Origin of the sequence: Pseudomonas sp. FP2294 (assembly GCF_030687625.1) — a bacterium.
In the GTDB taxonomy this organism is placed as follows: domain Bacteria; phylum Pseudomonadota; class Gammaproteobacteria; order Pseudomonadales; family Pseudomonadaceae; genus Aquipseudomonas; species Aquipseudomonas shahriarae.
The window spans coordinates 403,414-424,800 of sequence record NZ_CP117441.1 but is presented as its reverse complement, the minus strand read 5'-3'; the positions used below and the strand labels follow the sequence as shown (position 1 = coordinate 424,800).

Below are 21,387 nucleotides of genomic sequence, written 5' to 3'. Positions count from 1 at the left end.
TTTGTCGCGGACATGAAAGCACCGCAAAACAAATGTGGGAGCGGGCTTGCTCGCGAATGCGGGTTGTCAGTGGACATATCTGGTCACTGTTAGATCGCATTCGCGAGCAAGCCCGCTCCCACATTTTTGATCCCATTCCAGGGGGATCAGTATTAGACCTGCAAGTAGTCCAGGATGCCCTCGGCGGCGTTGCGGCCTTCGAAGATCGCCGTCACCACCAGGTCAGAGCCGCGCACCATATCGCCACCGGCGAAGATTTTCGGGTTGCTGGTCTGGTGCTTGTACTGGCCTTGTTCCGGGGCCACGACGCGGCCCTGGCTGTCGGTCTGGATCTGGAACTGCTCGAACCACGGCGCCGGGCTTGGGCGGAAGCCGAAAGCGATGACCACGGCGTCAGCCGGGATGATCTCTTCGGAACCCGGGATCGGCTCGGGGCTGCGGCGGCCCCGGGCGTCCGGTTCGCCGAGACGGGTCTCGACCACCTTCACGCCTTCGACGCGGTCTTCACCGACAATCGCGATCGGCTGGCGGTTGTAGAGGAATTTCACGCCTTCTTCCTTGGCGTTCTTCACCTCTTTGCGCGAGCCCGGCATGTTGGCCTCGTCACGGCGATAGGCACAGGTCACCGACTTGGCGCCCTGGCGGATCGACGTGCGGTTGCAGTCCATCGCGGTGTCACCACCGCCCAGTACCACGACCTTCTTGCCTTTCATGTCGACGAAATCTTCCGGCGACTTTTCAAAGCCCAGGTTGCGGTTGACGTTGGCGATCAGGAAGTCGAGCGCGTCATACACGCCCGGCAGGTCCTCACCGGCAAAGCCGCCCTTCATGTAGGTGTAGGTGCCCATGCCCATGAATACCGCATCGTATTCTTCGAGCAGTTGCTCCATGGTGATGTCTTTGCCGATTTCGGTGTTGAGTCGGAACTCGATACCCATACCGGTGAAGACTTCGCGGCGATTACTCAGCACGGTCTTTTCCAGCTTGAACTCGGGGATGCCGAAGGTCAGCAGGCCACCGATTTCCGGGTTCTTGTCGAACACCACCGGGGTCACACCGCCACGCACCAGCACGTCAGCACAACCCAGGCCCGCCGGGCCCGCGCCGATAATCGCCACGCGCTTGCCGGTCGGCTTGACCTTGGACATGTCCGGGCGCCAGCCCATGGCGAACGCGGTGTCGGTGATGTACTTCTCCACCGAGCCGATGGTCACCGCACCAAAGCCGTCGTTGAGGGTGCAGGCACCCTCGCACAGACGATCCTGGGGACACACCCGGCCGCAGACTTCCGGCAGGGTGTTGGTCTGGTGCGACAGCTCGGCGGCGGCGAGGATATTGCCCTCGGCCACCAGCTTGAGCCAGTTGGGAATGAAGTTGTGCACCGGGCACTTCCATTCGCAATACGGGTTACCGCACCCCAGGCAGCGGTGGGCCTGATCGGCCGAGTGCTGGGGTTTGAAGGGCTCGTAGATCTCCACGAACTCTTTCTTGCGTTGACGCAACAGTTTCTTCTTCGGATCTTTGCGCCCGACATCGATGAACTGGAAGTCGTTATTCAGACGTTCAGCCATGTTAAAACCTCATCAAACTCTTCAGGCGCATATCACTGCGGGTTGGCACGGATGCTGGAAAGCAACGATTTCAGGTTGGCAGCCTTGGGCTTGACCAGCCAGAAACGACGCAGGTAATCATCGAGGTTCTCGGCGAGGTTACGACCCCATTCGCTGCCGGTTTCCTCGACGTACTCGTCCAGCACGTGCTGCAAGTGGTTCCGGTAGGACTCCATGGCCTCGCCGCTGATCCGCTGGATCTCGACCAACTCGTGGTTGACCTTGTCGACGAAGGTGTTGTCCTGGTCCAGCACGTAGGCGAAACCGCCAGTCATGCCCGAACCGAAGTTGTAACCGGTCTTGCCCAAGACGCAGACGAAACCACCGGTCATGTACTCGCAGCAGTGATCGCCAGTGCCTTCGACCACGGTGTGGGCACCGGAGTTACGCACGGCGAAACGCTCGCCGGCCGTACCGGCAGCGAACAGCTTGCCACCGGTAGCGCCGTACAAGCAGGTGTTGCCGATGATGGCACTGTCCTGGGTCTTGTAGATGCTACCCGCTGGCGGAACGATCACCAGCTTGCCGCCGGTCATGCCCTTGCCCACGTAGTCGTTGGCGTCGCCTTCGAGGTACATGTGCAGGCCGCCGGCGTTCCACACGCCAAAGCTCTGGCCCGCAGTACCCTTGAAGCGGAAGGTGATCGGCGCCTTGGCCATGCCCTGGTTGCCGTGTTTGCGGGCGATTTCGCCGGAGATCCGCGCGCCGATGGAACGGTCGCAGTTGCAGATATCCAGGGCGAACTCGCCACCGCTGGCGTCATTGATCGAGGAGCCGGCCATGTCGACCATTTTCTCGGCCAACAGGCCTTTGTCGAACGGCGGGTTGCGATCCACCTGGCAGAATTGTGGCTTGTCTGCCGGGATGTGATCGCTGCCCAACAGCGGCGTCAGGTCCAGGTGCTGTTGCTTGGCGGTCTGGCCTTCGAGGATGTCCAGCAGATCGGTACGCCCGATCAGCTCTTCCAGGGAGCGCACGCCGAGCTTGGCCAGCCATTCACGGGTTTCTTCGGCGACGTAGGTGAAGAAGTTCACCACCATGTCGACGGTGCCGATGTAGTGATCCTTGCGCAGCTTCTCGTTCTGCGTGGCCACGCCGGTCGCGCAGTTGTTCAGGTGGCAGATGCGCAAGTATTTGCAGCCCAGGGCGATCATCGGTGCGGTACCGAAGCCAAAGCTTTCGGCGCCGAGGATCGCGGCCTTGATCACGTCGAGGCCGGTTTTCAGGCCTCCGTCGGTCTGCACCCGGACCTTGCCGCGCAGGTCGTTGCCGCGCAGGGTCTGGTGAGTCTCGGCCAGGCCCAGCTCCCACGGTGCACCGGCGTACTTGATCGAGGTCAGCGGCGAAGCGCCGGTGCCGCCGTCGTAGCCGGAGATGGTGATCAGGTCAGCATAGGCCTTGGCCACGCCAGCGGCGATGGTGCCGACGCCGGCTTCCGCGACCAGCTTCACCGAGACCAGGGCCTGCGGGTTGACTTGCTTGAGGTCGAAAATCAGCTGCGACAAGTCTTCAATCGAGTAGATGTCGTGGTGCGGCGGCGGCGAAATCAGGGTCACGCCCGGCACTGCATAACGCAGCTTGGCGATCAGACCGTTGACCTTGCCGCCTGGCAGTTGGCCGCCCTCACCGGGCTTGGCACCCTGGGCGACTTTGATCTGCAGCACTTCGGCGTTGACCAGGTATTCCGGGGTTACGCCGAAACGGCCAGTGGCGACCTGCTTGATTTTCGAACTCTTGATGGTGCCGTAGCGCGCCGGGTCTTCGCCACCTTCGCCGGAGTTGGAACGCGCACCCAGGCGGTTCATGGCTTCGGCCAGGGCTTCGTGGGCCTCGGGAGACAAGGCGCCCAGGGAGATACCGGCAGAGTCGAAACGCTTGAGGATCGACTCCAGTGGTTCGATTTCGCTGATAGCCAACGGCGTGTCCAGGGTTTTCACCTGGAACAGGTCGCGGATCATCGACACCGGGCGGTTATCCACCAGCGCGGTGTATTCCTTGAACTTGGCGTAGTCGCCCTGCTGCACAGCGGCTTGCAGGGTGCTGACCACGTCCGGGTTGTAGGCGTGGTATTCGCCACCGTGCACGAACTTGAGCAGGCCACCTTGCTGGATCGGCTTGCGCGCGCTCCAGGCCTCCAAGGCCAGGGCTTTCTGCTCGGCTTCGATATCGACGAAACGCGCGCCCTTGATGCGGCTTGGCACGCCACGGAAACTCAGCTCGCAGACTTCTTCCGACAGGCCGATGGCCTCGAACAACTGCGCGCCACGGTAAGAGGTGACGGTGGAGATGCCCATCTTCGACAGGATCTTCAGCAAGCCCTTGGTGATGCCTTTACGGTAGTTCTTGAATACCTCGTAGAGGTCACCCAACACTTCACCGGTACGGATCAGGTCACCCAGCACTTCGTACGCGAGGAACGGGTAAACGGCCGAGGCGCCAAAGCCGATCAGCACCGCAAAGTGGTGCGGGTCGCGGGCGGTGGCGGTTTCGACGAGGATGTTGGAGTCGCAGCGCAGGCCTTTTTCGGTCAGGCGATGGTGCACCGCGCCGGTAGCCAGGGACGCGTGGATCGGCAGCTTGCCCGGGGCGATATGGCGGTCGGTCAGCACGATCTGGGTACGACCGGCGCGCACGGCTTCTTCAGCCTGATCGGCGACGTTGCGCACAGCGGCTTCCAGGCCGAGGCTCTCGTCGTAGTTCAGGTCGATGATCTGCCGGTCGAAGCCTGGACGCTCCAGGGTCATCAGCGAACGCCACTTGGCCGGGGAAATCACCGGCGAGCTGAGGATCACGCGCGAAGCGTGCTCTGGCGATTCCTGGAAGATATTGCGCTCGGCACCGAGGCACACTTCCAGGGACATGACGATGGCTTCACGCAGCGGGTCGATCGGCGGGTTGGTGACCTGGGCGAACTGCTGGCGGAAATAGTCGTACGGCGTGCGCACGCGCTGGGACAGCACGGCCATCGGCGTATCGTCGCCCATGGAGCCGACCGCCTCGTAGCCTTGCTCGCCGAGTGGGCGCAGCACCTGGTCGCGCTCCTCGAACGTGACCTGGTACATCTTCATGTACTGCTTGAGCTGGTCGACGTCATAGAACGCCGAACCGTGGTCGTTGTCTTCCATGGTCGCCTGGATACGCAGGGCGTTCTTGCGCAGCCATTGCTTGTACGGGTGACGCGACTTCAAGCGGTTGTCGATGGCATCGGTGTCGAGGATCTGCCCGGTTTCGGTGTCCACGGCAAGGATCTGACCAGGGCCGACGCGGCCTTTGGCAATCACGTCTTCAGGCTGGTAGTTCCACACGCCAACTTCCGAAGCCAGGGTGATGAAGCCGTTGGTGGTGGTCACCCAACGCGCCGGGCGCAGGCCGTTACGGTCGAGCAGGCACACCGCGTAGCGACCATCGGTCATGACCACGCCGGCCGGGCCGTCCCACGGTTCCATGTGCATCGAGTTGTACTCATAGAACGCCCGCAGATCGGGGTCCATGGTCTCGACGTTCTGCCACGCAGGCGGAATGATCATGCGCACGCCACGGAACAAGTCGATGCCGCCGGTGACCATCAGTTCGAGCATGTTGTCCATGCTCGAGGAGTCGGAACCCACACGGTTGACCAGTGGGCCGAGTTCTTCGAGGTCCATCAGGTCGTTGGCGAACTTGGTGCGACGGGCCACGGCCCAGTTGCGGTTGCCGGTGATGGTGTTGATCTCGCCGTTATGGGCGAGGAAGCGGAATGGCTGGGCCAGCGGCCATTTCGGCAGGGTATTGGTGGAGAAGCGCTGGTGGAACACGCAGATCGCGGTTTGCAGGCGCTCATCACTCAGGTCCGGATAGAAGGCGGTCAAGTCCGCCGGCATCATCAGGCCTTTATAAATGATGGTCTTGTGGGAAAAGCTGCAGATGTAGTGATCGGTGTCCAGGGCGTTGGCCACGGACGAACGGCGACGCGAGGTGAACAGCTTGATCGCCATGTCCTGGTCGCTCAGGCCGTCGCCTGCGATAAACACTTGTTCGATCTGCGGCAGGCGCTCATGGGCCAGGCGGCCGAGCACGCTGGTGTCGATCGGCACTTTGCGCCAGCCAACGAGTTGCAGGCCGGCGGCGAGGATCTCGCGGTTCATGTTCTCGCGAGCGGCCTCGGCTTTGACCGGGTCCTGGTTGAAGAACACCATGCCCACCGCGTATTGCTTGGGCAAATCGGCACCGAAGGTTTCCTTGGCGACAGCGCGCAGGAACAGGTCGGGCTTTTGAATCAGCAAGCCACAACCGTCACCGGTTTTGCCGTCGGCGTTGATCCCACCGCGGTGGGTCATGCAGGTCAGGGCCTCGATGGCCGTTTGCAGAAGGGTATGACTGGGTTCGCCCTGCATATGGGCTATCAGGCCGAAACCACAGTTATCCTTGAATTCGTCGGGTTGGTACAGACCTGCTTTCATAGACACTTTCTCACCAGGCTGCCTCTTATTTCGAGGCAAATTTCTTTTCAATTCAACCGGTTACCTTCCACGCCGAACGTACGCCGGCTTAGCGGGGGCAAAAGGGAGGTCATTGTACACACCGACACAGACGCCCACAAATTTGGCGACGAACTGTCGCAAATCTATGTCGCATTTATGAAAGGTTTAAAGCGATATGCTGTGCTAGTCAAAACTTTTTTAATTCTGACTGCTACTACTCAAAAGCCACTGTGGCGCAGACACCACAAAGCGCGCGACCTTCAGGGCTGCACGCTGTTGTAGTTTTTTTGAGGTGCTGGGAGGGCGACCTGGGTAAGGTCGCCGGTTCTTCAGCGAGTTGTTGCGAGTTCTTGTTGAACGCTGGCAACAGTGCGAGGCCAAGGTTTACCAGCCTGGACCTTCGCTGGCAAGGCTTTGATAGCGGAATCGGCAGCCGCACGGCTCGGGAAACTGCCGTAGGTGATCACGTAGAGAGGCTTGCCGTTGAGCACTTTCTTGAAGTAACGGTACTCGCCGCCGTGCTCTTTGACGAACGCCTGGGCGTTGCCTTCGGAGCTGGTGCCGAGGATCTGCACCACATAGTTCTTGGCCGGTTGGCTACCGTACCAGCCGCTGCCGGCAGCTGCCTTGGCCACGGTCACCGGTTTTTCAGCAGGCTTGGCGGCTGGCGCGGGCTTGGCCACCGGGGCTGGCGTCGGCTTGACCACTGGCGCCGGGGCTGGCTTGGCGGTGGCAACCTGGGTCGGCGCAGGCGTTGGCTTGGCCGCCGGCACAGGTGCCGGGCTGGCTGTTTCACCAGGTGGCGGAGCTACGGTGGTAACGGTCGGCGGCGTGGCGCTGGAGCCTTCTACCGGTACACCGTCGTCGCCTTCGGAGATGGCGCCGGCCTCTTCTGCCAACGGGCCACGCATGACCGGCTGGCCAACCATCGGCAGGTTGGTAGGCTGGCCGGAACCGGCAAACTCAACGGCAGGTGCGCCATTGGTGGTGGGCTTGCCCAGTGGCAGTTGTGCCTGCTCGGTAGGCGCGCCTGGTGCGGTCGGTGCCTTGCTGCGGCCAGGAATCAACCAGGCGGCGGCTACGGCAACCACGACAACGGCAGAAATCGCCAGTACGTGTTTCTTCGGCATGGTGAACCCCATCTTTGGACGCTTAACCGCAGAGCGGCTGGCAATCATGGCTTCGATCATTGCATCGCGGGCAACCTGGTTGATGGTGCCAGGCCAGCCGTCGGAGCTTTCGTGAATATCAGAGATCTGCTGGGCAGAGAAAAGTTCGATGCCCTGGCCGGCACCTTCAAGGCGCTGGGCCAGGTACTCGCGGGTTTCTTCTTCTTCGTAGGGCTGCAATTCGATGACGTGAAACAGCTCTTGCTCGCCACTGAGCTGCTCCAGATCGGCAATCAGCGACGCCTCACCGAACAGGAAGACATGGGGACGACCTTCCGGCGTACCCGCCGCCAGGGCCAGCAACGCTTCCAGGGCGGACTCGTCGAGCTGCTCGGCATCGTCCACCAGCAGGTAGACTTCCTGGCCGGTCAGGCCCAACTGCACCACTTGCTTGAGAATGGCGGTGGGCTCGGCATTCGCCACGTCCAGCGCCTGGGCAACCTGGCGCAGCACGCCTGCCGCATCGCCGGCACCACGGGCGGAAACCACCACGCTCTGCACCGATTGCTTGTTGGTGCTGGCCACCAGGGCCTGGCGCAGCAAAGTCTTGCCGCTGCCCAGGGGGCCAGTGACCACCAGCAGCAACTGGCTATAGCGCGCCAGGTGATGCAACTGCCCGAGCACCGGCTTGCGCTGCGCAGGGAAAAACTTGAAACCGGGAACCCGTGGCGCAAAAGGGTCGTGGCTCAACTGGTAATGGCCGAGGAAAGCCTCGTCGGCATGCAAACTAGTCATCGGGATCTGGTTAACCTTTCAGCTGGGCCAGGGCGCGGTAATCCGCTCCCAGCGTGGCCTGTAGAATCTCTTTCGGATAATCGTCGGTCACTACCGCTTCGCCCATTCGGCGCAACAGCACCAGACGCAAACGACCATCGATCACTTTTTTGTCTATCGCCATATGTTCAAGGAAATCAGCCTCGGTCATCTCCTCAGGGGGGATGACCGGCAACCCGGCGCGCTGGAACAGGCGGATACCGCGATCACGCTCTTGGACACTGATCCAGCCCAGGCGTTGCGACATCTCCAACGCCATCACTGTGCCAGCCGCTACGGCCTCTCCATGCAACCAGACACCATAGCCCATGTGAGTTTCAATCGCATGGCCGAAGGTGTGGCCCAGGTTCAAGGTGGCACGCACACCAGACTCACGTTCGTCGGCATTGACCACCAGCGCCTTGGCCGCGCAGGAGCGGGAGATAGCTTCGGTCAGCGCCACCTGATCCAGGTTGCGCAAGGCATCGACGTGCTCTTCAAGCCAGGTCAGGAACGGCTCGTCGCAGATCAACCCGTACTTGATGACTTCCGCCAGGCCCGCCGACAGCTCGCGGGGCGGCAAGGTGTTGAGGGTAGCGGTGTCGATCAACACAGCATTGGGCTGGTAGAACGCGCCAACCATGTTTTTGCCCAGGGGATGGTTGATCCCGGTCTTGCCGCCCACCGACGAATCGACCTGGGACAGCAGGGTGGTCGGCACCTGGATAAAGTCCACACCACGCTGGTAACAGGCCGCCGCAAAACCGGCCATGTCGCCGATCACGCCGCCACCAAGGGCCACTACCGTGGTCCGCCGGTCGTGGCGCGCGGTGAGCAGGCCGTCAAAAATCAGCTGCAGGGTTTCCCAGTTCTTGAAGGCTTCGCCGTCGGGAAGAATCACCGAGATCACCGAATACGCCGCAAGGCTGCGACTCAGGCGCTCAAGGTAGAGCGGCGCCACGGTCTCGTTGGAGATGATCGCCACTTGTCGCCCGGCAATGTGCGGCGCGAGCAACTCGGGCTGGTCCAACAAACCCTCGCCAATATGGATCGGGTAGCTACGCTCGCCAAGATCGACCTTAAGTGTCTGCATGTGTCCCCGCGCTGAAGATGGAAGCAGGCATCCTGCCCTGTATTAACGTTGTCGGCACCGTCGAGATCGGACGCTGCCTGATGGCTCTACGCCACACCTCGGACGGCTGTAACGCGCTGCCGAGGATAGCGCATTTCGGCCCTGGCCTTAACGGGGCGGCAGTTGCTGCAGGCGCTCGAGAATGTCGATTACGACCATGCGCGGTGGCCGTTCATCGGTTTCCACCACCAGATCGGCGATTTCCCGATAAAGCGGATCGCGCAGCGCCAGCAAGTCCCGCAGGGTTTTCTCGGGGTTGGCGGTGCGCAGTAATGGCCGGTTGCGGTCACGTGCGGTGCGCCCGACCTGCTGCTCGACCGACGCATGCAAATAGATCACCCGACCGCCAGCATGCAGCGCCCGCCGATTTTCCTCGCGCATCACGGCGCCGCCGCCGGTGGCCAATACCACGCCATCGCAGCCGCACAGCTCGGCAATCATTGCCTGCTCGCGATCACGAAAGCCCAGCTCGCCTTCCTTATCGAAGATCCACGGGATATTGGCGCCCGTGCGCAATTCAATTTCCTTATCGGAGTCTTTGAATGGCAGGCGCAGCTCTTTGGCCAGCAAACGGCCGATGGTGCTTTTTCCAGCCCCCATCGGCCCTACAAGAATCAAATTTCGCACAGAATCAACGACTCACAGCAATCGCCTGGTTATTCATAATACGCGGAGTCAGGAATACCAGCAGCTCGGATTTTCTTTGGGCAACCACATCACGCCGGAAAAGGCGGCCAAGATACGGCACATCGCCCAAAAATGGCACTTTATCTACCACCTTGCTTTGGTTTTTGGAGAAAACCCCACCGAGGACGATGGTCTCGCCGTCCCTGACCAGAACCTTGGCGTTGACCTCGTTCTTCTTGATCGGCGGCACATCGTTGAGTTTGTTCAGGTAGTCGGGCTCATCCTTGGTCACCCGAACCTCCATGATCACCTGGTCATCGGGGGTGATTTGCGGCGTCACCTCCAGGGACAGCGAGGCTTCCTTGAACGAGACCGAGGTCGCCCCCTCAGACGTGGCTTCCTGGTAAGGAATCTCGGTGCCCTTGAGAATCCGCGCGGTTTCCTTGTTGGAGGTGACCACCTTGGGTTGGGAAATCACTTCGCCATTGCCGCCTTTTTCCATGGCCGTGAGTTCCAGGTCCAGCAGCACGTTATCGGTGATAAAGGCAATGCCCAGGCCGGAGTTCGGGCTGACCACGCCCAGGTCAACGAACGGTGAGCTATCGGGCGACTCGCCCTCACCGGACGGTTTTTTATCGACCCCACCCCCACTCCAATTACCTTTATTGCGCAGCAACCCGCTCCAGCGCACCCCCACGCTTTTGTCATAGTCGACATTGGCCTCGACTATCCGCGCCTCGATCATCACCTGGCGTACCGGCACATCCAACTGACTGACGATGCGCCGCAGCTCCTCCAGGCGCTCGCCCGTCTGGTAGGCGATGATGTTGTTGGTGCGGTCATCCACCGTCACCGAACCGCGCTCATCGGTCGCCCCCTCAAGCCCGGTCACCGACTGGAACAGCTTGGCCAGCTCAGACGCCTTGGCGTAATTGACTTGCAGCAGCTCCCGACGCAGTGGCGTCAGCTCGGTCATCAACTTGCGCGACTCCAGGGCCAGCAACTCCCGTGCGGCCAGTTCCTCGGCCGGGGCCACCAGCAGCACGTTGGCGGTCACCCGCCGGTCCAGGCCCTTGGCCTGCAACACCAGGTCCAGGGCCTGGTCCCACGGCACATCCTTGAGGCGCAGGGTTATCGAGCCTTGCACATCATCACCGGCCACCAGGTTGAGCCCGGCCACATCGGCAATCTGCTGCAAGACGGCGCGCACCTCAATGTCCTGAAAGTTGAGGGACAGCCTGTTGCCGGTAAATGGGCCACGCGCAGTGTTCAAGGGCGAACTACCGGGAGGAGGCAATTGAATCAGGTCGATTCGCTTGGGCACAGCCTCAGTCATCGGTGCTGTGAACGCTATCCATAGCGCCACACCGAAGGACGAAATAATCCTTTTCATTTTTTGCTTCCGTTATGAGTTCACGTTCAATACCAAAGTGCGCGGACGCTCAAGCCAGGCGCCCTCACCATCGGGGAAAAGCTCGACCAGCTCCAACTGCCCCTCATGGATCGCCACGACGCGCCCATGATCAGTCCCCAGGTAATCCCCCACCGCCAGGCGATGAACACCCGCCGCGCCGCGTAGCAGGGCAAACGTCTGCGCGCCCAGCGACAGGGTGCCGACCATCTGGAACTGATCCACGGCAAACCCTTCGAGAAACTGCCGGGGGCGGTCGAGGTCCGGCGCAGCTCCAGGCTTGCCGGTAGGACGACTGGCGGGCTGGTCCGGCGGCTGGAAGGGGTCACGCAGGGGTGGCGAACTGGAGACAAACCGTGGCCCCGGTCTCGCCACGGGCACCTCATCCGCCATAGGCAGCGCTTGCTGGCGAATCGTTTGCAACTCGTCATTCAGTGCCTGCAACTGCGGGTCACTGTCGCATCCAGCAAGCAATACCAGGCCCAGGCCCACAACCTTGAGACGGCTCATGGCAATGCTCCCTGGTCGCTGTACCTGTAGGTCTTGGCGAGCATCGTCAGGCTCAGCAATGCGCCGCCCTGGGGATCCGCAGGGCGAATGACAAAGTCATGCAGGGTAACGATCTGCGGCAACCCGGCCACGCCACTGACGAAGGCCAGGAGGTCATGATAGGTGCCGACCAGCTTGAGCTGCATCGGCCGCTCGACGAACACCGGCTGCACGTGCTCATCCAGCACACTGAGCTGCTCCACCAGCACCCCGCTGAGCTGCCCCAGCCGAGTGAAGTCGTCCAGCAGGCCGGGCATTTGCCTCAGCGTCGGCATTTGGCGCAACTGTTCAGTGAAGGCGGTGCGCAGGCTTTCAAGCTCGCGCACCACGCCGTCATGCTGCGCGGCTTGCCGGGCTTTGGCCGCAAACTGCTGGCGCAGGCTTATCTCTCCCGCTTCGTGACGCTGCAGAACCTCGCGCGCGCTGCTCAGGTAGACAGCATTCCCTACCATCAGCACCAGCAAGGCAAGCACCGCGCCCACCACAATCCGGCCAGCCAACGGCCAGTGGGCGGTGTTGCGGTACAGCGTAGAGAGTTGCGGGAGTGCCAGCCCTGACAGGCTGGACCCAAGGCTCACCGCGGCGTCTCCTGATGCTCCCCATGGTCCACCATCAACTGGAAGGCGCTGCCCGCACCGCCCTCCTCGGCCCGTACATGGCGCAGATTAGGCGCACGCAGGGTATTGGAGGCTTCCAGGCTACGCATCAGCCGGGTGACATCATCGCTGGACACCGCCGTACCAGTGACCTCCACCGATGTGCCACTGACGCTGACCTCGCTCAGTTGAACCCCATCTGGCATGGCGCGGGCCAACTGGTCGAGCAACTCCTGGCCCGATGTGCGATGGCCCTGGAGGTCTTCGACCACCTTCATCCGCTCCATCAGTTGCTGACGCTGCTCACGCAGTTCGTCGATGGTCTTGATACGCGAATCCAATACCGTGACTTGCTTGCTCAAGTGGTTGTTACGAGCCACCTGCCGATCAATCGCGCGGTCGATGACCCGGTCGGCCAGCCAGACGGCGACCAAGGCAATAGTGGTAATTGCCAACAGGAAAATCAGGAAAAATTTGCGACGGCGCTCAGCGCGTTCTTCACGCCAGGGTAAAAGGTTGATTCTTGTCATCAATCGAAACTCCTGAGGGCCAAACCGCAGGCGACCCGCAATCCCTGGGCATCAGCAGCCCATTGTGCACTATTGATCCCACTCCCCGGCGCTATCCGGGCGACCACCTGATCGGTCATCCGCGCCAGGGCAAACGCCTCTACATCCACTACTCGAGCAACCAGGCCGGCCATGGCCAACACCGCTTCGCGCGCTTCTACCTGCTCCTTGAGGCATGCCACAAGCAGCACATCAACATAACCGGGTTCACGACTCGATGGGCCCTGGACCTGAAAATCTATTGCAACCTCATCCAACGGATAAGGAATGTACTGGTCAGCTTCGCAGCGCAGGCGCTGCTCCATCTCGCCTGCTTCAAGCCCCGCCTCCAGCGCAACCACCCGGCTGATCACCGAAGGGCCCGCCACGGCAACCGCCGCATGGGCGACCTGGGTCTGCGCCCGGAACAATGCCTTGGAAAGGGTCTGCGCGACAACCTCCAGATCAACGATATTACTGTCGACTACCGCATGCCCCGGTAAAGCCTGGCTCGCATACGCGTGCACTGCATAGCCATCGCCGGCGCGGGCCAGCTCAAGAACCTTCACGCCGCTGTCCTGGATGTCCACACCCAGCACGGTATCGGCTTTTTGCCTGAAAAATCCCTTTCTCATAAAACTCCCTAAAGCTTTGCCTGTCTCAGGGCTGGTCAGTTCCGGGCTTGATGCATTCGGTCGGCTCGGTTGAGCGGCGCCCATGACGCCCCGAGGCGAAAAATGCTTTAATGCCCAGCGTTTTTTCCCGCTTTTTATCTGCAGGTCGGGTCGATACATCCTTAGTCATGCCTATCCCGACACCTAACCCATTCTTTTCTCTGGAAATCCAAAAGCCTTGATTCGTCTGCTGAAGTTTTTCGGGTACTCCTTCGTCGCTATCGTTTGCGGGCTGCTGCTCGTGTTCAGCGGCGCCTATCTCTACCTTAGTCCGGGATTGCCCTCGGTAGAGGCCCTGAGAAGTATCCAGTTGCAGATTCCTTTGCGGGTCTACAGCAGCGATGAAAAACTGATCGCGGAGTTCGGCGAAATGCGCCGCACCCCGATCCGTTTCGCCGACATTCCACCCAATTTCATCAATGCCCTGTTATCGGCCGAAGACGATAATTTTGCCAACCACTATGGCGTGGACCCCAGCAGCCTGGTGCGTGCAGCCACGCAGCTGGTAAAAAGCGGACACATTCAATCGGGCGGCAGCACCATCACCATGCAGGTGGCGAAGAACTTCTTCCTCACCAGCGAGCGCAGCTTCTCGCGCAAAGCCACGGAAATCCTCCTGGCGCTGCAGATCGAACGCCAACTGACCAAGGACGAAATCCTTGAGCTGTACGTCAACAAGATCTACCTGGGCAATCGGGCCTATGGGATCGAGGCAGCGTCCCAGGTGTACTACGGCAAGTCGATTCGTGATGCCAGCCTGGCACAAATGGCAATGATTGCCGGCCTGCCCAAGGCCCCGTCACGCTTTAACCCGCTGGCCAACCCGGCCCGCAGCAAGGAGCGTCGCGACTGGATCCTGGGGCGCATGTACAAGCTGGGCAAGATCGACCAGAGCGCCTATGAAAGCGCAGTGGCCGAGCCGTTGAATGCCAGCTACCACGTGCCGACGCCCGAGGTCAGCGCGCCGTATATCGCCGAAATGGCCCGCGCCGAAATGGTCGGCCGCTATGGCAGCGATGCCTACACCGAAGGTTTCCGTGTCACCACGACCATTCCGAGCAACTTGCAGGAAATCGCCAACCACGCGGTGCATGAGGGCCTGATCGCCTATGACCAGCGCCACGGCTACCGTGGGCCGGAATCGCGCCTGCCAGGCAAGACCCTGAGCGCCTGGACGGTTGAACTGGGCAAGCAGCGCTCCATCAGCGGCCTGGATCCGGCCATCGTCACCCAGGTTAAAAAAGATGGCGTGCAGGTCCTGACCCGCAGCGGCGAAGAACATGTGGCGTGGGACAGCATGAAGTGGGCCCGCCCTTTCCTGAACACCAACAGCATGGGGCCGATGCCCAAGCAGCCATCTGATGTGGCCCAGGTCGGCGACCTGATCCGCGTGCAGCGCCAGAAGGACGACAGCCTGAAATTCAGCCAGGTCCCGGTCGCCCAGGGCGCCCTGGTCTCCCTGGACCCGCAGAACGGTGCGATCCGCGCCCTGGTCGGTGGCTTCGCCTTCGAGCAGAGCAACTACAACCGCGCCACCCAGGCCAAGCGCCAGCCGGGCTCCAGCTTCAAACCGTTTGTCTACAGTGCCGCGCTGGATAACGGCTATACCGCCGCCAGCCTGGTCAACGACGCGCCTATCGTGTTTGTCGACGAGTACCTGGACAAGGTCTGGCGTCCGAAGAACGATACCAATACCTTCCTCGGTCCGATCCGCGTGCGCGAGGCGCTGTACAAGTCGCGCAACCTGGTGTCGATCCGCTTGCTGCAGGCGATGGGCGTGGGCAAGACCATCGACTACATGACCCGCTTCGGCTTCAACAAGCAGGACCTGCCGCCAAACCTGTCCCTGGCCCTGGGCACCGCGACCCTCACGCCAATGGAGATCGCCACCGGCTGGAGTGTGTTTGCCAACGGCGGCTACAAAGTCACGCCGTACCTGATCGACAAGATCGAAAGCCGCAACGGCGACACACTGTTTGTCGCCAACCCACCGAGCGTGCCCAACGGCGTCGCCGCCAGCGATGGCCTGGCTGCACCGGCCAACAGCGGTATCACCATCGAACCGACACCCGGTGCTGCACCCACTGATGCCACGCCGGCTCCAGCCGCACCAGCGGTGGCGGAGCGGATTGTCGATGGCCGCACCACCTATATTCTCACCAGCATGCTGCAGGACGTGATCAAGCGCGGCACCGGCCGCCGCGCCCTGGCCCTGGGCCGTACGGACCTGGCGGGCAAGACCGGTACCACCAACGAATCCAAGGACGCCTGGTTCTCCGGTTATAACGCCGACTACATCACCACCGTCTGGACCGGCTACGACCAGCCAGAAAGCCTCGGTCGCCGCGAATACGGCGGCACCGTCGCCCTGCCGATCTGGATGAGCTACATGGGCGGCGCCCTCAAGGACAAGCCGGCCCACACCCAGGCCGAGCCGGAAGGCATCCTCAGCCTGCGCATCGACCCGATCAGCGGCCGCGCCGCCGCACCGGGCACGCCAAATGCGTACTTTGAACTGTTCAAGAGCGAAGACACGCCGCCGTCGATGAATGAACTGGGCAATGGCGTGGCACCGGGCAGCCCGTTGCCGGCGGATGAATCTGCGCCGATCGACTTGTTCTGATAAACACAGATCCAACTGTGGGAGCGGTTTTGTGTGGGAGCGGGCTTGCCCGCGAAGACGTCGGCCCAGCAAACATTGATGTTGACTGAGCCACTGCTTTCGCGGGCAAGCCCGCTCCCACATTGGACGGTGCACACTCCCCCGTTTTGCAGCCACAAAAAAAGCCCCGACTCGCAAGAGCCGGGGCTTTTTGTTGGTGCGCTACAACGGCTTAGCCGTTGAACACATCATCCACGCTTTGCAGCGGGTAGTTCTTCGGATACGGCAGGGTTGCCACACCTGTCTCGATGGCGGCCTTGGCCACGGCATCGGAGATCACGGTGATCAGGCGCTTATCCATTGGTTTTGGAATGATGTACTCACGGCCGAATTCCAGCTTGGCGCCACCGTAGGCGTCGCATACGTCCTGAGGCACTGGCAGCTTGGCCAGTTCACGCAGGGCGTTGGCGGCAGCCACTTTCATCTCTTCGTTGATGCGCTTGGCGCGAACGTCCAGGGCGCCACGGAAGATGAATGGGAAGCCCAGTACGTTGTTGACCTGGTTCGGGTAGTCCGAACGGCCAGTGGCCATGATCACGTCGTTACGGGTGGCGTGTGCCAGTTCCGGGGCGATTTCCGGATCAGGGTTCGAGCAGGCGAACACGATCGGGTTGGCCGCCATGGACTTCAGGCCTTCAGCGCTCAGCAGGTTCGGGCCGGACAGGCCAACGAACACGTCAGCACCATCCAGTGCGTCAGCCAGGGTGCGCTTGGAGGACGGGTGGGCAAACATCGCCTTGTACTGGTTCAGGTCGGTACGCTCGGACTGGATCACGCCCTTGCTGTCGACCATGTAGATGTTTTCAAGGCGCGCGCCCATGCTCACGATCAGCTTCATGCAGGAGATAGCCGCTGCACCAGCGCCCAGGCAGACGATTTTCGCGTCGGACAGGGTTTTGCCAGCGATTTCCAGGGCGTTGATCATGCCGGCCGCAGTAACGATCGCGGTGCCGTGCTGGTCATCGTGGAATACCGGGATGTCGCACTGTTCGATCAGGGCCTTTTCGATCTCGAAGCACTCAGGTGCCTTGATGTCTTCCAGGTTGATGCCACCAAAGGTGATGGAGATGCGCTTGACGGTGTCGATGAAGGCTTGCGGGCTTTCGGAGTCGACTTCGATGTCGAATACGTCGATGCCGGCAAAGCGCTTGAACAGTACACCCTTGCCTTCCATCACTGGCTTGGAAGCCAATGGGCCGAGGTTACCCAGGCCGAGAATCGCGGTGCCATCAGAAATCACTGCAACCAGATTGCCCTTGCCGGTGTATTTGTAGGCCAGTTCAGGATCGCGGGCGATTTCACGCACGGGCTCGGCTACACCGGGGCTGTACGCCAGCGACAGGTCGCGTGCGGTAGCAGTGGCTTTGGTGAGCTCGACACTCAGCTTTCCTGGACGAGGATGGGCATGATATTCGAGAGCGGCAGTTTTCAAATCAGACATATCGGCATTCCGCTTTTTACTGTTGGACGACGGACCGCCGAGGATACTCGCCTCGCAAAGTCCCTACAAGACTGGGTAGTCACCGGTGTCAAGGGCCCTGCCCTACGACTTTCGGCCAAGAGCCACGGGATACAAGGCCTACAACTGTTCACAATCGACAGAAAAAATGTCTACAATTTTTCTTATTGTGCCAATTGCAGCATGCCGGGATCGGTCAAGGGGAGCAGCCAGCGCGCCTGGCCACTTTTCAGGCCGCCACGCCGCGAGCGATCCAACACCCAGCCACGGGCCTCGATATCCTGGCCTTGCAGGCGCTTGAGCAGGGCATTGTCGAATTGCCCGACCAGATTGGGTGCAACCCGTAATACCAAGGAGTCCTGCAGTTCGATCCAGATCCCGCCGCGATTGCGTTCGACCTTGCTCACGCGACCGCTGACGACGGCGAAGCCCGACTGCTGGATTTGCCCGGCTTTTTGCACAGGCGACTGACGCCACAGGCCCAACCTGGCTGCGCGCGCACTGCGCTCGGCAGCTTGCTGGCAGGCGACCAGGTCGACATTGGGGGCCACCGCCACCAGGAACCCGAGCCCCTCGGCGAGCAGTTGGGCCTCCAGATTCGCGCCGTTGGCCCCATACAGATGGGCCAGGGTTCGCCCATAACGGTCCTTGCCCTCGCGACCTGGCACGACCCCGACCCGACCGTCGCTGGCATCCACCAAGCCTTGCAGGCGTTGGCGCGCAGCCACGGCGAACGGCTCGTCCGGGCGGCCTTTCTTGCCGGTCTCAGGCGCATTGACGCCGATCATGCGCACACTGCGCCCGTCCTTGAGACGGACGGTGTCGCCATCCACCACGCGCTGTACCTCGAAGGTGCTGACCGCCGCAGGCGCAGGGCAAAACACCTCGGCCTGAGCGGCCGACAGCCAGATCGCAGGCACAAAAAAGGCGCCCGCAAGGGACGCCTTCTTCATAAGCAGGTAAAAGCCCATCAGGCTTTCGAACCTTACTCTGCAGCAGTTGGAGCTTTCTTGCCGAAAGCACCGAAACGGTCGGCGAAGCGCTGTACACGGCCGCCAGTATCCAGAGTCTTCTGCTTACCGGTGTAGAACGGGTGGCACTCGTTGCATACGTCAGTGCCCAGTGGCTTGCACAGGTTCGAACGGGTTTCGAACTTGTTGCCGCAGCTGCAAGTAACTTGGATGGTTTCGTACGCTGGATGGATATCGGCTTTCATGGTGTCTTCCTCAGGCTAGCGTGCCGCCACTCGACACTATTGTCGAATACCGCACGTAATTAGGCCGCGGATTCTACCAGAGCTTTTTAAACGCGCAAGCGCCGCCATGCCCCCTTTCATCAGAAACTGTGGCAGGACACTCCCCTGCGGGTCTGCTAGGCTCGCGCCCTTCTCCACCGCCTGCCATATGAGAACCTCCCGCGTGCCCGACGCCATTTTGCGCCTCGCCCTGCCCTCGCCCCTGCGCCGTCTGTTCGATTATCGGGCGCCTGCGGGTGTCGTGCGGTCGCAGTTGCAGCCGGGGATGCGCGTGCGCGTGCCGTTTGGCCGAAGGGAGATGATCGGGATTCTGATCGAGGTGGCGGACCACAGCGAAGTGCCGGCAGAAAAGCTCAAGCCGGCCCTGGCCATCCTCGATGCCACGCCACCGCTGCCGGCGTCGCTGTTCAAGCTGTGCCTGTGGACCTCCCAGTATTACCAGCACAGCCTGGGCGATACCTTGAGCTGGGCCTTGCCGGTGCTGTTGCGCCAGGGCGAGTTGGCCGAGGCCCGCCAGGAGCGTTTCTGGTCGATGGCCCCCGGCGCGCGCCTGGACGACCCACGCATCGCCCGCGCCCCGCGCCAGCGTGAGGCCCTGGCCACCCTGGCGCAGCATCCCCATGGCGTTGCTCACCAGTTGCTGAGCAAGCTGATGTTGAGCAAGGACAGCCTCGACCTGCTGCTGGCCAAGGAGCTGGTGCAAGTGGAAATCCGCCGCCACGCCCCCGGCGAACGCCATGAACACTGGCTGGCCCAACCGGAATTGCCGCTGAACCCGGAACAACGCGCGGCCTTTGAGGCCATCAGTGCCGGTGCCGACAGCTTTCACGCGTTCCTGCTGGCCGGTGTCACCGGCAGCGGCAAGACCGAAGTCTATTTGCAACTGATCCGCGAAACCCTGGAAGCCGGCAAGCAGGCACTGGTGCTGATCCCCGAGATCAACCTCGGCCCCCAGACCCTGGCGCGCTTCGAGCAACGGTTCAATGCACGGATCGCCCTGGTGCACTCGGCCGTCAACGACCGCGAACGCCTGGAATCCTGGCTCGCCGCCCGGGACGGCGAGGCCGACATTATTATCGGCACCCGCTCGGCGCTGTTCACGCCGATGAAAAACCCCGGCCTGATCATCATCGACGAAGAACACGACGGCTCTTATAAGCAGCAGGAAGGCCTGCGCTACCACGCCCGCGACCTGGCCCTGGTGCGTGCGCGCCAGGAAAACATCCCGATTGTGCTTGGCTCGGCCACCCCCTCCCTGGAAAGCCTGCACAACGCCTACACCGGGCGCTACGGCCTGCTGCGCCTCAACGAGCGCGCGGGCGGCGCCAAGCAACCGCGCTTCCTGCGCCTGGATGTGAAAAGCCGGCCACTGGACAGCGGTATTTCCGGGCCGATGCAACAAGCCATTGGCCAGACCCTGGCGGCCGGCCAGCAAGTGCTGGTGTTCCTCAACCGCCGGGGCTTTGCGCCGACCCTGCTGTGCCATGACTGCGGCTGGATGTCCGAGTGCAACCGCTGCGATGCGCGCATGACGGTGCACCAGCGCTCCGGCGAGTTGCGCTGCCACCATTGCGGCCATGTGGAGCGAGTGCCACGCCACTGCCCGCAATGCGGCAAAGTCGACCTGCGGCCGGTAGGCGCCGGCACCGAGCGCGCCGAGGAGCGCCTGGGGATTCTGTTCCCGGACTTCCCGGTACTGCGGGTGGACCGCGACAGTACGTCGCGCAAGGATGCAATGAACCAGCTGTTCGCCACGATCCAGAAAGGCCAGCCGTGCATCCTGGTGGGTACGCAGATGCTTGCCAAAGGTCATCACTTCCCCCGCGTGACCCTGGTCTCGATCCTGGATGCCGATGGCGGCCTGTTCTCCGGGGACTTTCGCGCCAGCGAACGCATGGCGCAGCTGATCGTGCAGGTCGCAGGCCGCGCCGGGCGTGCCGAAGAGCCTGGCAAGGTGATCATCCAGACCCACCTGGCCGACCACCCATTGCTGATTCAACTGACAGAACAAGGCTACTTCGCCTTCGCCGAGCAGGCCTTGAGCGAGCGCCGCTCCGCCGGTTTGCCCCCCTTTGCGCACCTCGCGCTGTTGCGCGCCGAGGCCCATAAACCGGGGCAGGCCGAAGATTTCCTGGATGAAGCGTGCAGCGCGGCTGAACGTTTGCTCGGCGAGCTGGGTCTGAGCGGCATCGAGTTGCTGGGCCCTGTGCCTGCACCGATGGAGCGCCGCGCCGGGCGTTATCGCGCACAGCTCCTGTTGCAAGCCACCGCCCGCGCGCCGCTGCATCGGCTATTAAGTAGCTGGTTGCTTGCTCTGGAGCAAATGCCCAGCGGGCGACAGGTGCGATGGTCGTTGGATGTCGATCCGGTGGATTTGTACTGATAGGTAAATCGCTATCGCCGGCAAGCCAGCCTACATTTTGAACGGTGGGCTTGCCCGCGATGAGGCCCGCAGGTCCAGTAACCGACCTTGATGGTTGGC

General features: G+C 61.8%; 15 protein-coding genes. 2 read left to right on the top strand and 13 right to left on the bottom strand.

Annotation, left to right across the window (positions count from 1 at the left end; translation table 11 throughout):
- Window positions 1-152: 152 nt before the first annotated feature.
- From PSH73_RS01825 to pilM, 10 genes are all read right to left on the bottom strand, one after another.
- Complete coding sequence (locus PSH73_RS01825; protein WP_034105894.1) at window positions 153-1,571, bottom strand: FAD-dependent oxidoreductase; 1,419 nt, start codon at window positions 1,569-1,571, stop codon at window positions 153-155.
- Window positions 1,572-1,603: 32 nt separating this feature from the next.
- Complete coding sequence (gene gltB / locus PSH73_RS01820) at window positions 1,604-6,049, bottom strand: glutamate synthase large subunit (RefSeq protein WP_115127208.1); 4,446 nt, start codon at window positions 6,047-6,049, stop codon at window positions 1,604-1,606.
- A gap of 350 nt (window positions 6,050-6,399) precedes the next feature.
- Window positions 6,400-7,974 carry an SPOR domain-containing protein gene (locus PSH73_RS01815; protein ID WP_057958083.1) on the bottom strand — a complete coding sequence of 525 codons (1,575 nt, stop codon included), beginning with the start codon at window positions 7,972-7,974 and terminating at the stop codon, window positions 6,400-6,402.
- 10 nt (window positions 7,975-7,984) lie between these two features.
- Window positions 7,985-9,085, bottom strand: coding sequence for a 3-dehydroquinate synthase (aroB, locus tag PSH73_RS01810; protein WP_057958082.1), 1,101 nt, complete (start codon window positions 9,083-9,085; stop codon window positions 7,985-7,987).
- Window positions 9,086-9,232: 147 nt separating this feature from the next.
- Window positions 9,233-9,751: a shikimate kinase AroK gene (gene aroK, locus PSH73_RS01805; RefSeq protein WP_057437234.1), complete on the bottom strand. Its 519-nt coding sequence runs from the start codon at window positions 9,749-9,751 to the stop codon at window positions 9,233-9,235.
- A 4-nt stretch (window positions 9,752-9,755) separates the two neighbouring features.
- The gene (locus PSH73_RS01800; protein WP_305462678.1) at window positions 9,756-11,087 is read right to left on the bottom strand and encodes a type IV pilus secretin PilQ; all 1,332 of its coding nucleotides are present in this window, start codon (window positions 11,085-11,087) and stop codon (window positions 9,756-9,758) included.
- Between the two features lie 69 nt (window positions 11,088-11,156).
- Window positions 11,157-11,672: a pilus assembly protein PilP gene (locus PSH73_RS01795; protein ID WP_170044447.1), complete on the bottom strand. Its 516-nt coding sequence runs from the start codon at window positions 11,670-11,672 to the stop codon at window positions 11,157-11,159.
- The gene (locus PSH73_RS01790) at window positions 11,669-12,289 is read right to left on the bottom strand and encodes a type 4a pilus biogenesis protein PilO (RefSeq protein WP_252117358.1); all 621 of its coding nucleotides are present in this window, start codon (window positions 12,287-12,289) and stop codon (window positions 11,669-11,671) included. The genes PSH73_RS01795 and PSH73_RS01790 overlap by 4 nt, the downstream gene beginning before the upstream one ends.
- Entirely contained in the window at window positions 12,286-12,837 is a 552-nt protein-coding gene (locus PSH73_RS01785; protein ID WP_169989265.1) for a PilN domain-containing protein, read from the bottom strand. Before PSH73_RS01785 ends, PSH73_RS01790 begins: the two co-directional genes overlap by 4 nt.
- Window positions 12,837-13,490 (bottom strand): type IV pilus biogenesis protein PilM, encoded by a 654-nt coding sequence (gene pilM / locus PSH73_RS01780; protein WP_057958078.1) that lies wholly within the window; start codon window positions 13,488-13,490, stop codon window positions 12,837-12,839. Before pilM ends, PSH73_RS01785 begins: the two co-directional genes overlap by 1 nt.
- Before the next feature lie 220 nt (window positions 13,491-13,710).
- On the opposite strand from pilM, the gene PSH73_RS01775 reads away from it, so the two are divergent.
- Window positions 13,711-16,152: a penicillin-binding protein 1A gene (locus PSH73_RS01775; protein WP_370694598.1), complete on the top strand. Its 2,442-nt coding sequence runs from the start codon at window positions 13,711-13,713 to the stop codon at window positions 16,150-16,152.
- 211 nt (window positions 16,153-16,363) lie between these two features.
- On the opposite strand, the gene PSH73_RS01770 is transcribed toward PSH73_RS01775, so the two are convergent.
- The 3 genes from PSH73_RS01770 to rpmE form a co-directional block, all read right to left on the bottom strand.
- Window positions 16,364-17,632 carry a malic enzyme-like NAD(P)-binding protein gene (locus tag PSH73_RS01770; RefSeq protein ID WP_057958076.1) on the bottom strand — a complete coding sequence of 423 codons (1,269 nt, stop codon included), beginning with the start codon at window positions 17,630-17,632 and terminating at the stop codon, window positions 16,364-16,366.
- Between the two features lie 182 nt (window positions 17,633-17,814).
- Window positions 17,815-18,621: a thermonuclease family protein gene (locus PSH73_RS01765; RefSeq protein ID WP_170059436.1), complete on the bottom strand. Its 807-nt coding sequence runs from the start codon at window positions 18,619-18,621 to the stop codon at window positions 17,815-17,817.
- Window positions 18,622-18,635: 14 nt separating this feature from the next.
- Window positions 18,636-18,866 carry a 50S ribosomal protein L31 gene (rpmE, locus tag PSH73_RS01760; RefSeq protein ID WP_198830452.1) on the bottom strand — a complete coding sequence of 77 codons (231 nt, stop codon included), beginning with the start codon at window positions 18,864-18,866 and terminating at the stop codon, window positions 18,636-18,638.
- A 202-nt stretch (window positions 18,867-19,068) separates the two neighbouring features.
- Between rpmE and PSH73_RS01755 the strand changes: the two genes are divergently transcribed.
- Window positions 19,069-21,288 (top strand): primosomal protein N', encoded by a 2,220-nt coding sequence (locus PSH73_RS01755; RefSeq protein WP_198830453.1) that lies wholly within the window; start codon window positions 19,069-19,071, stop codon window positions 21,286-21,288.
- The last annotated feature ends 99 nt before the right edge of the window (window positions 21,289-21,387 follow it).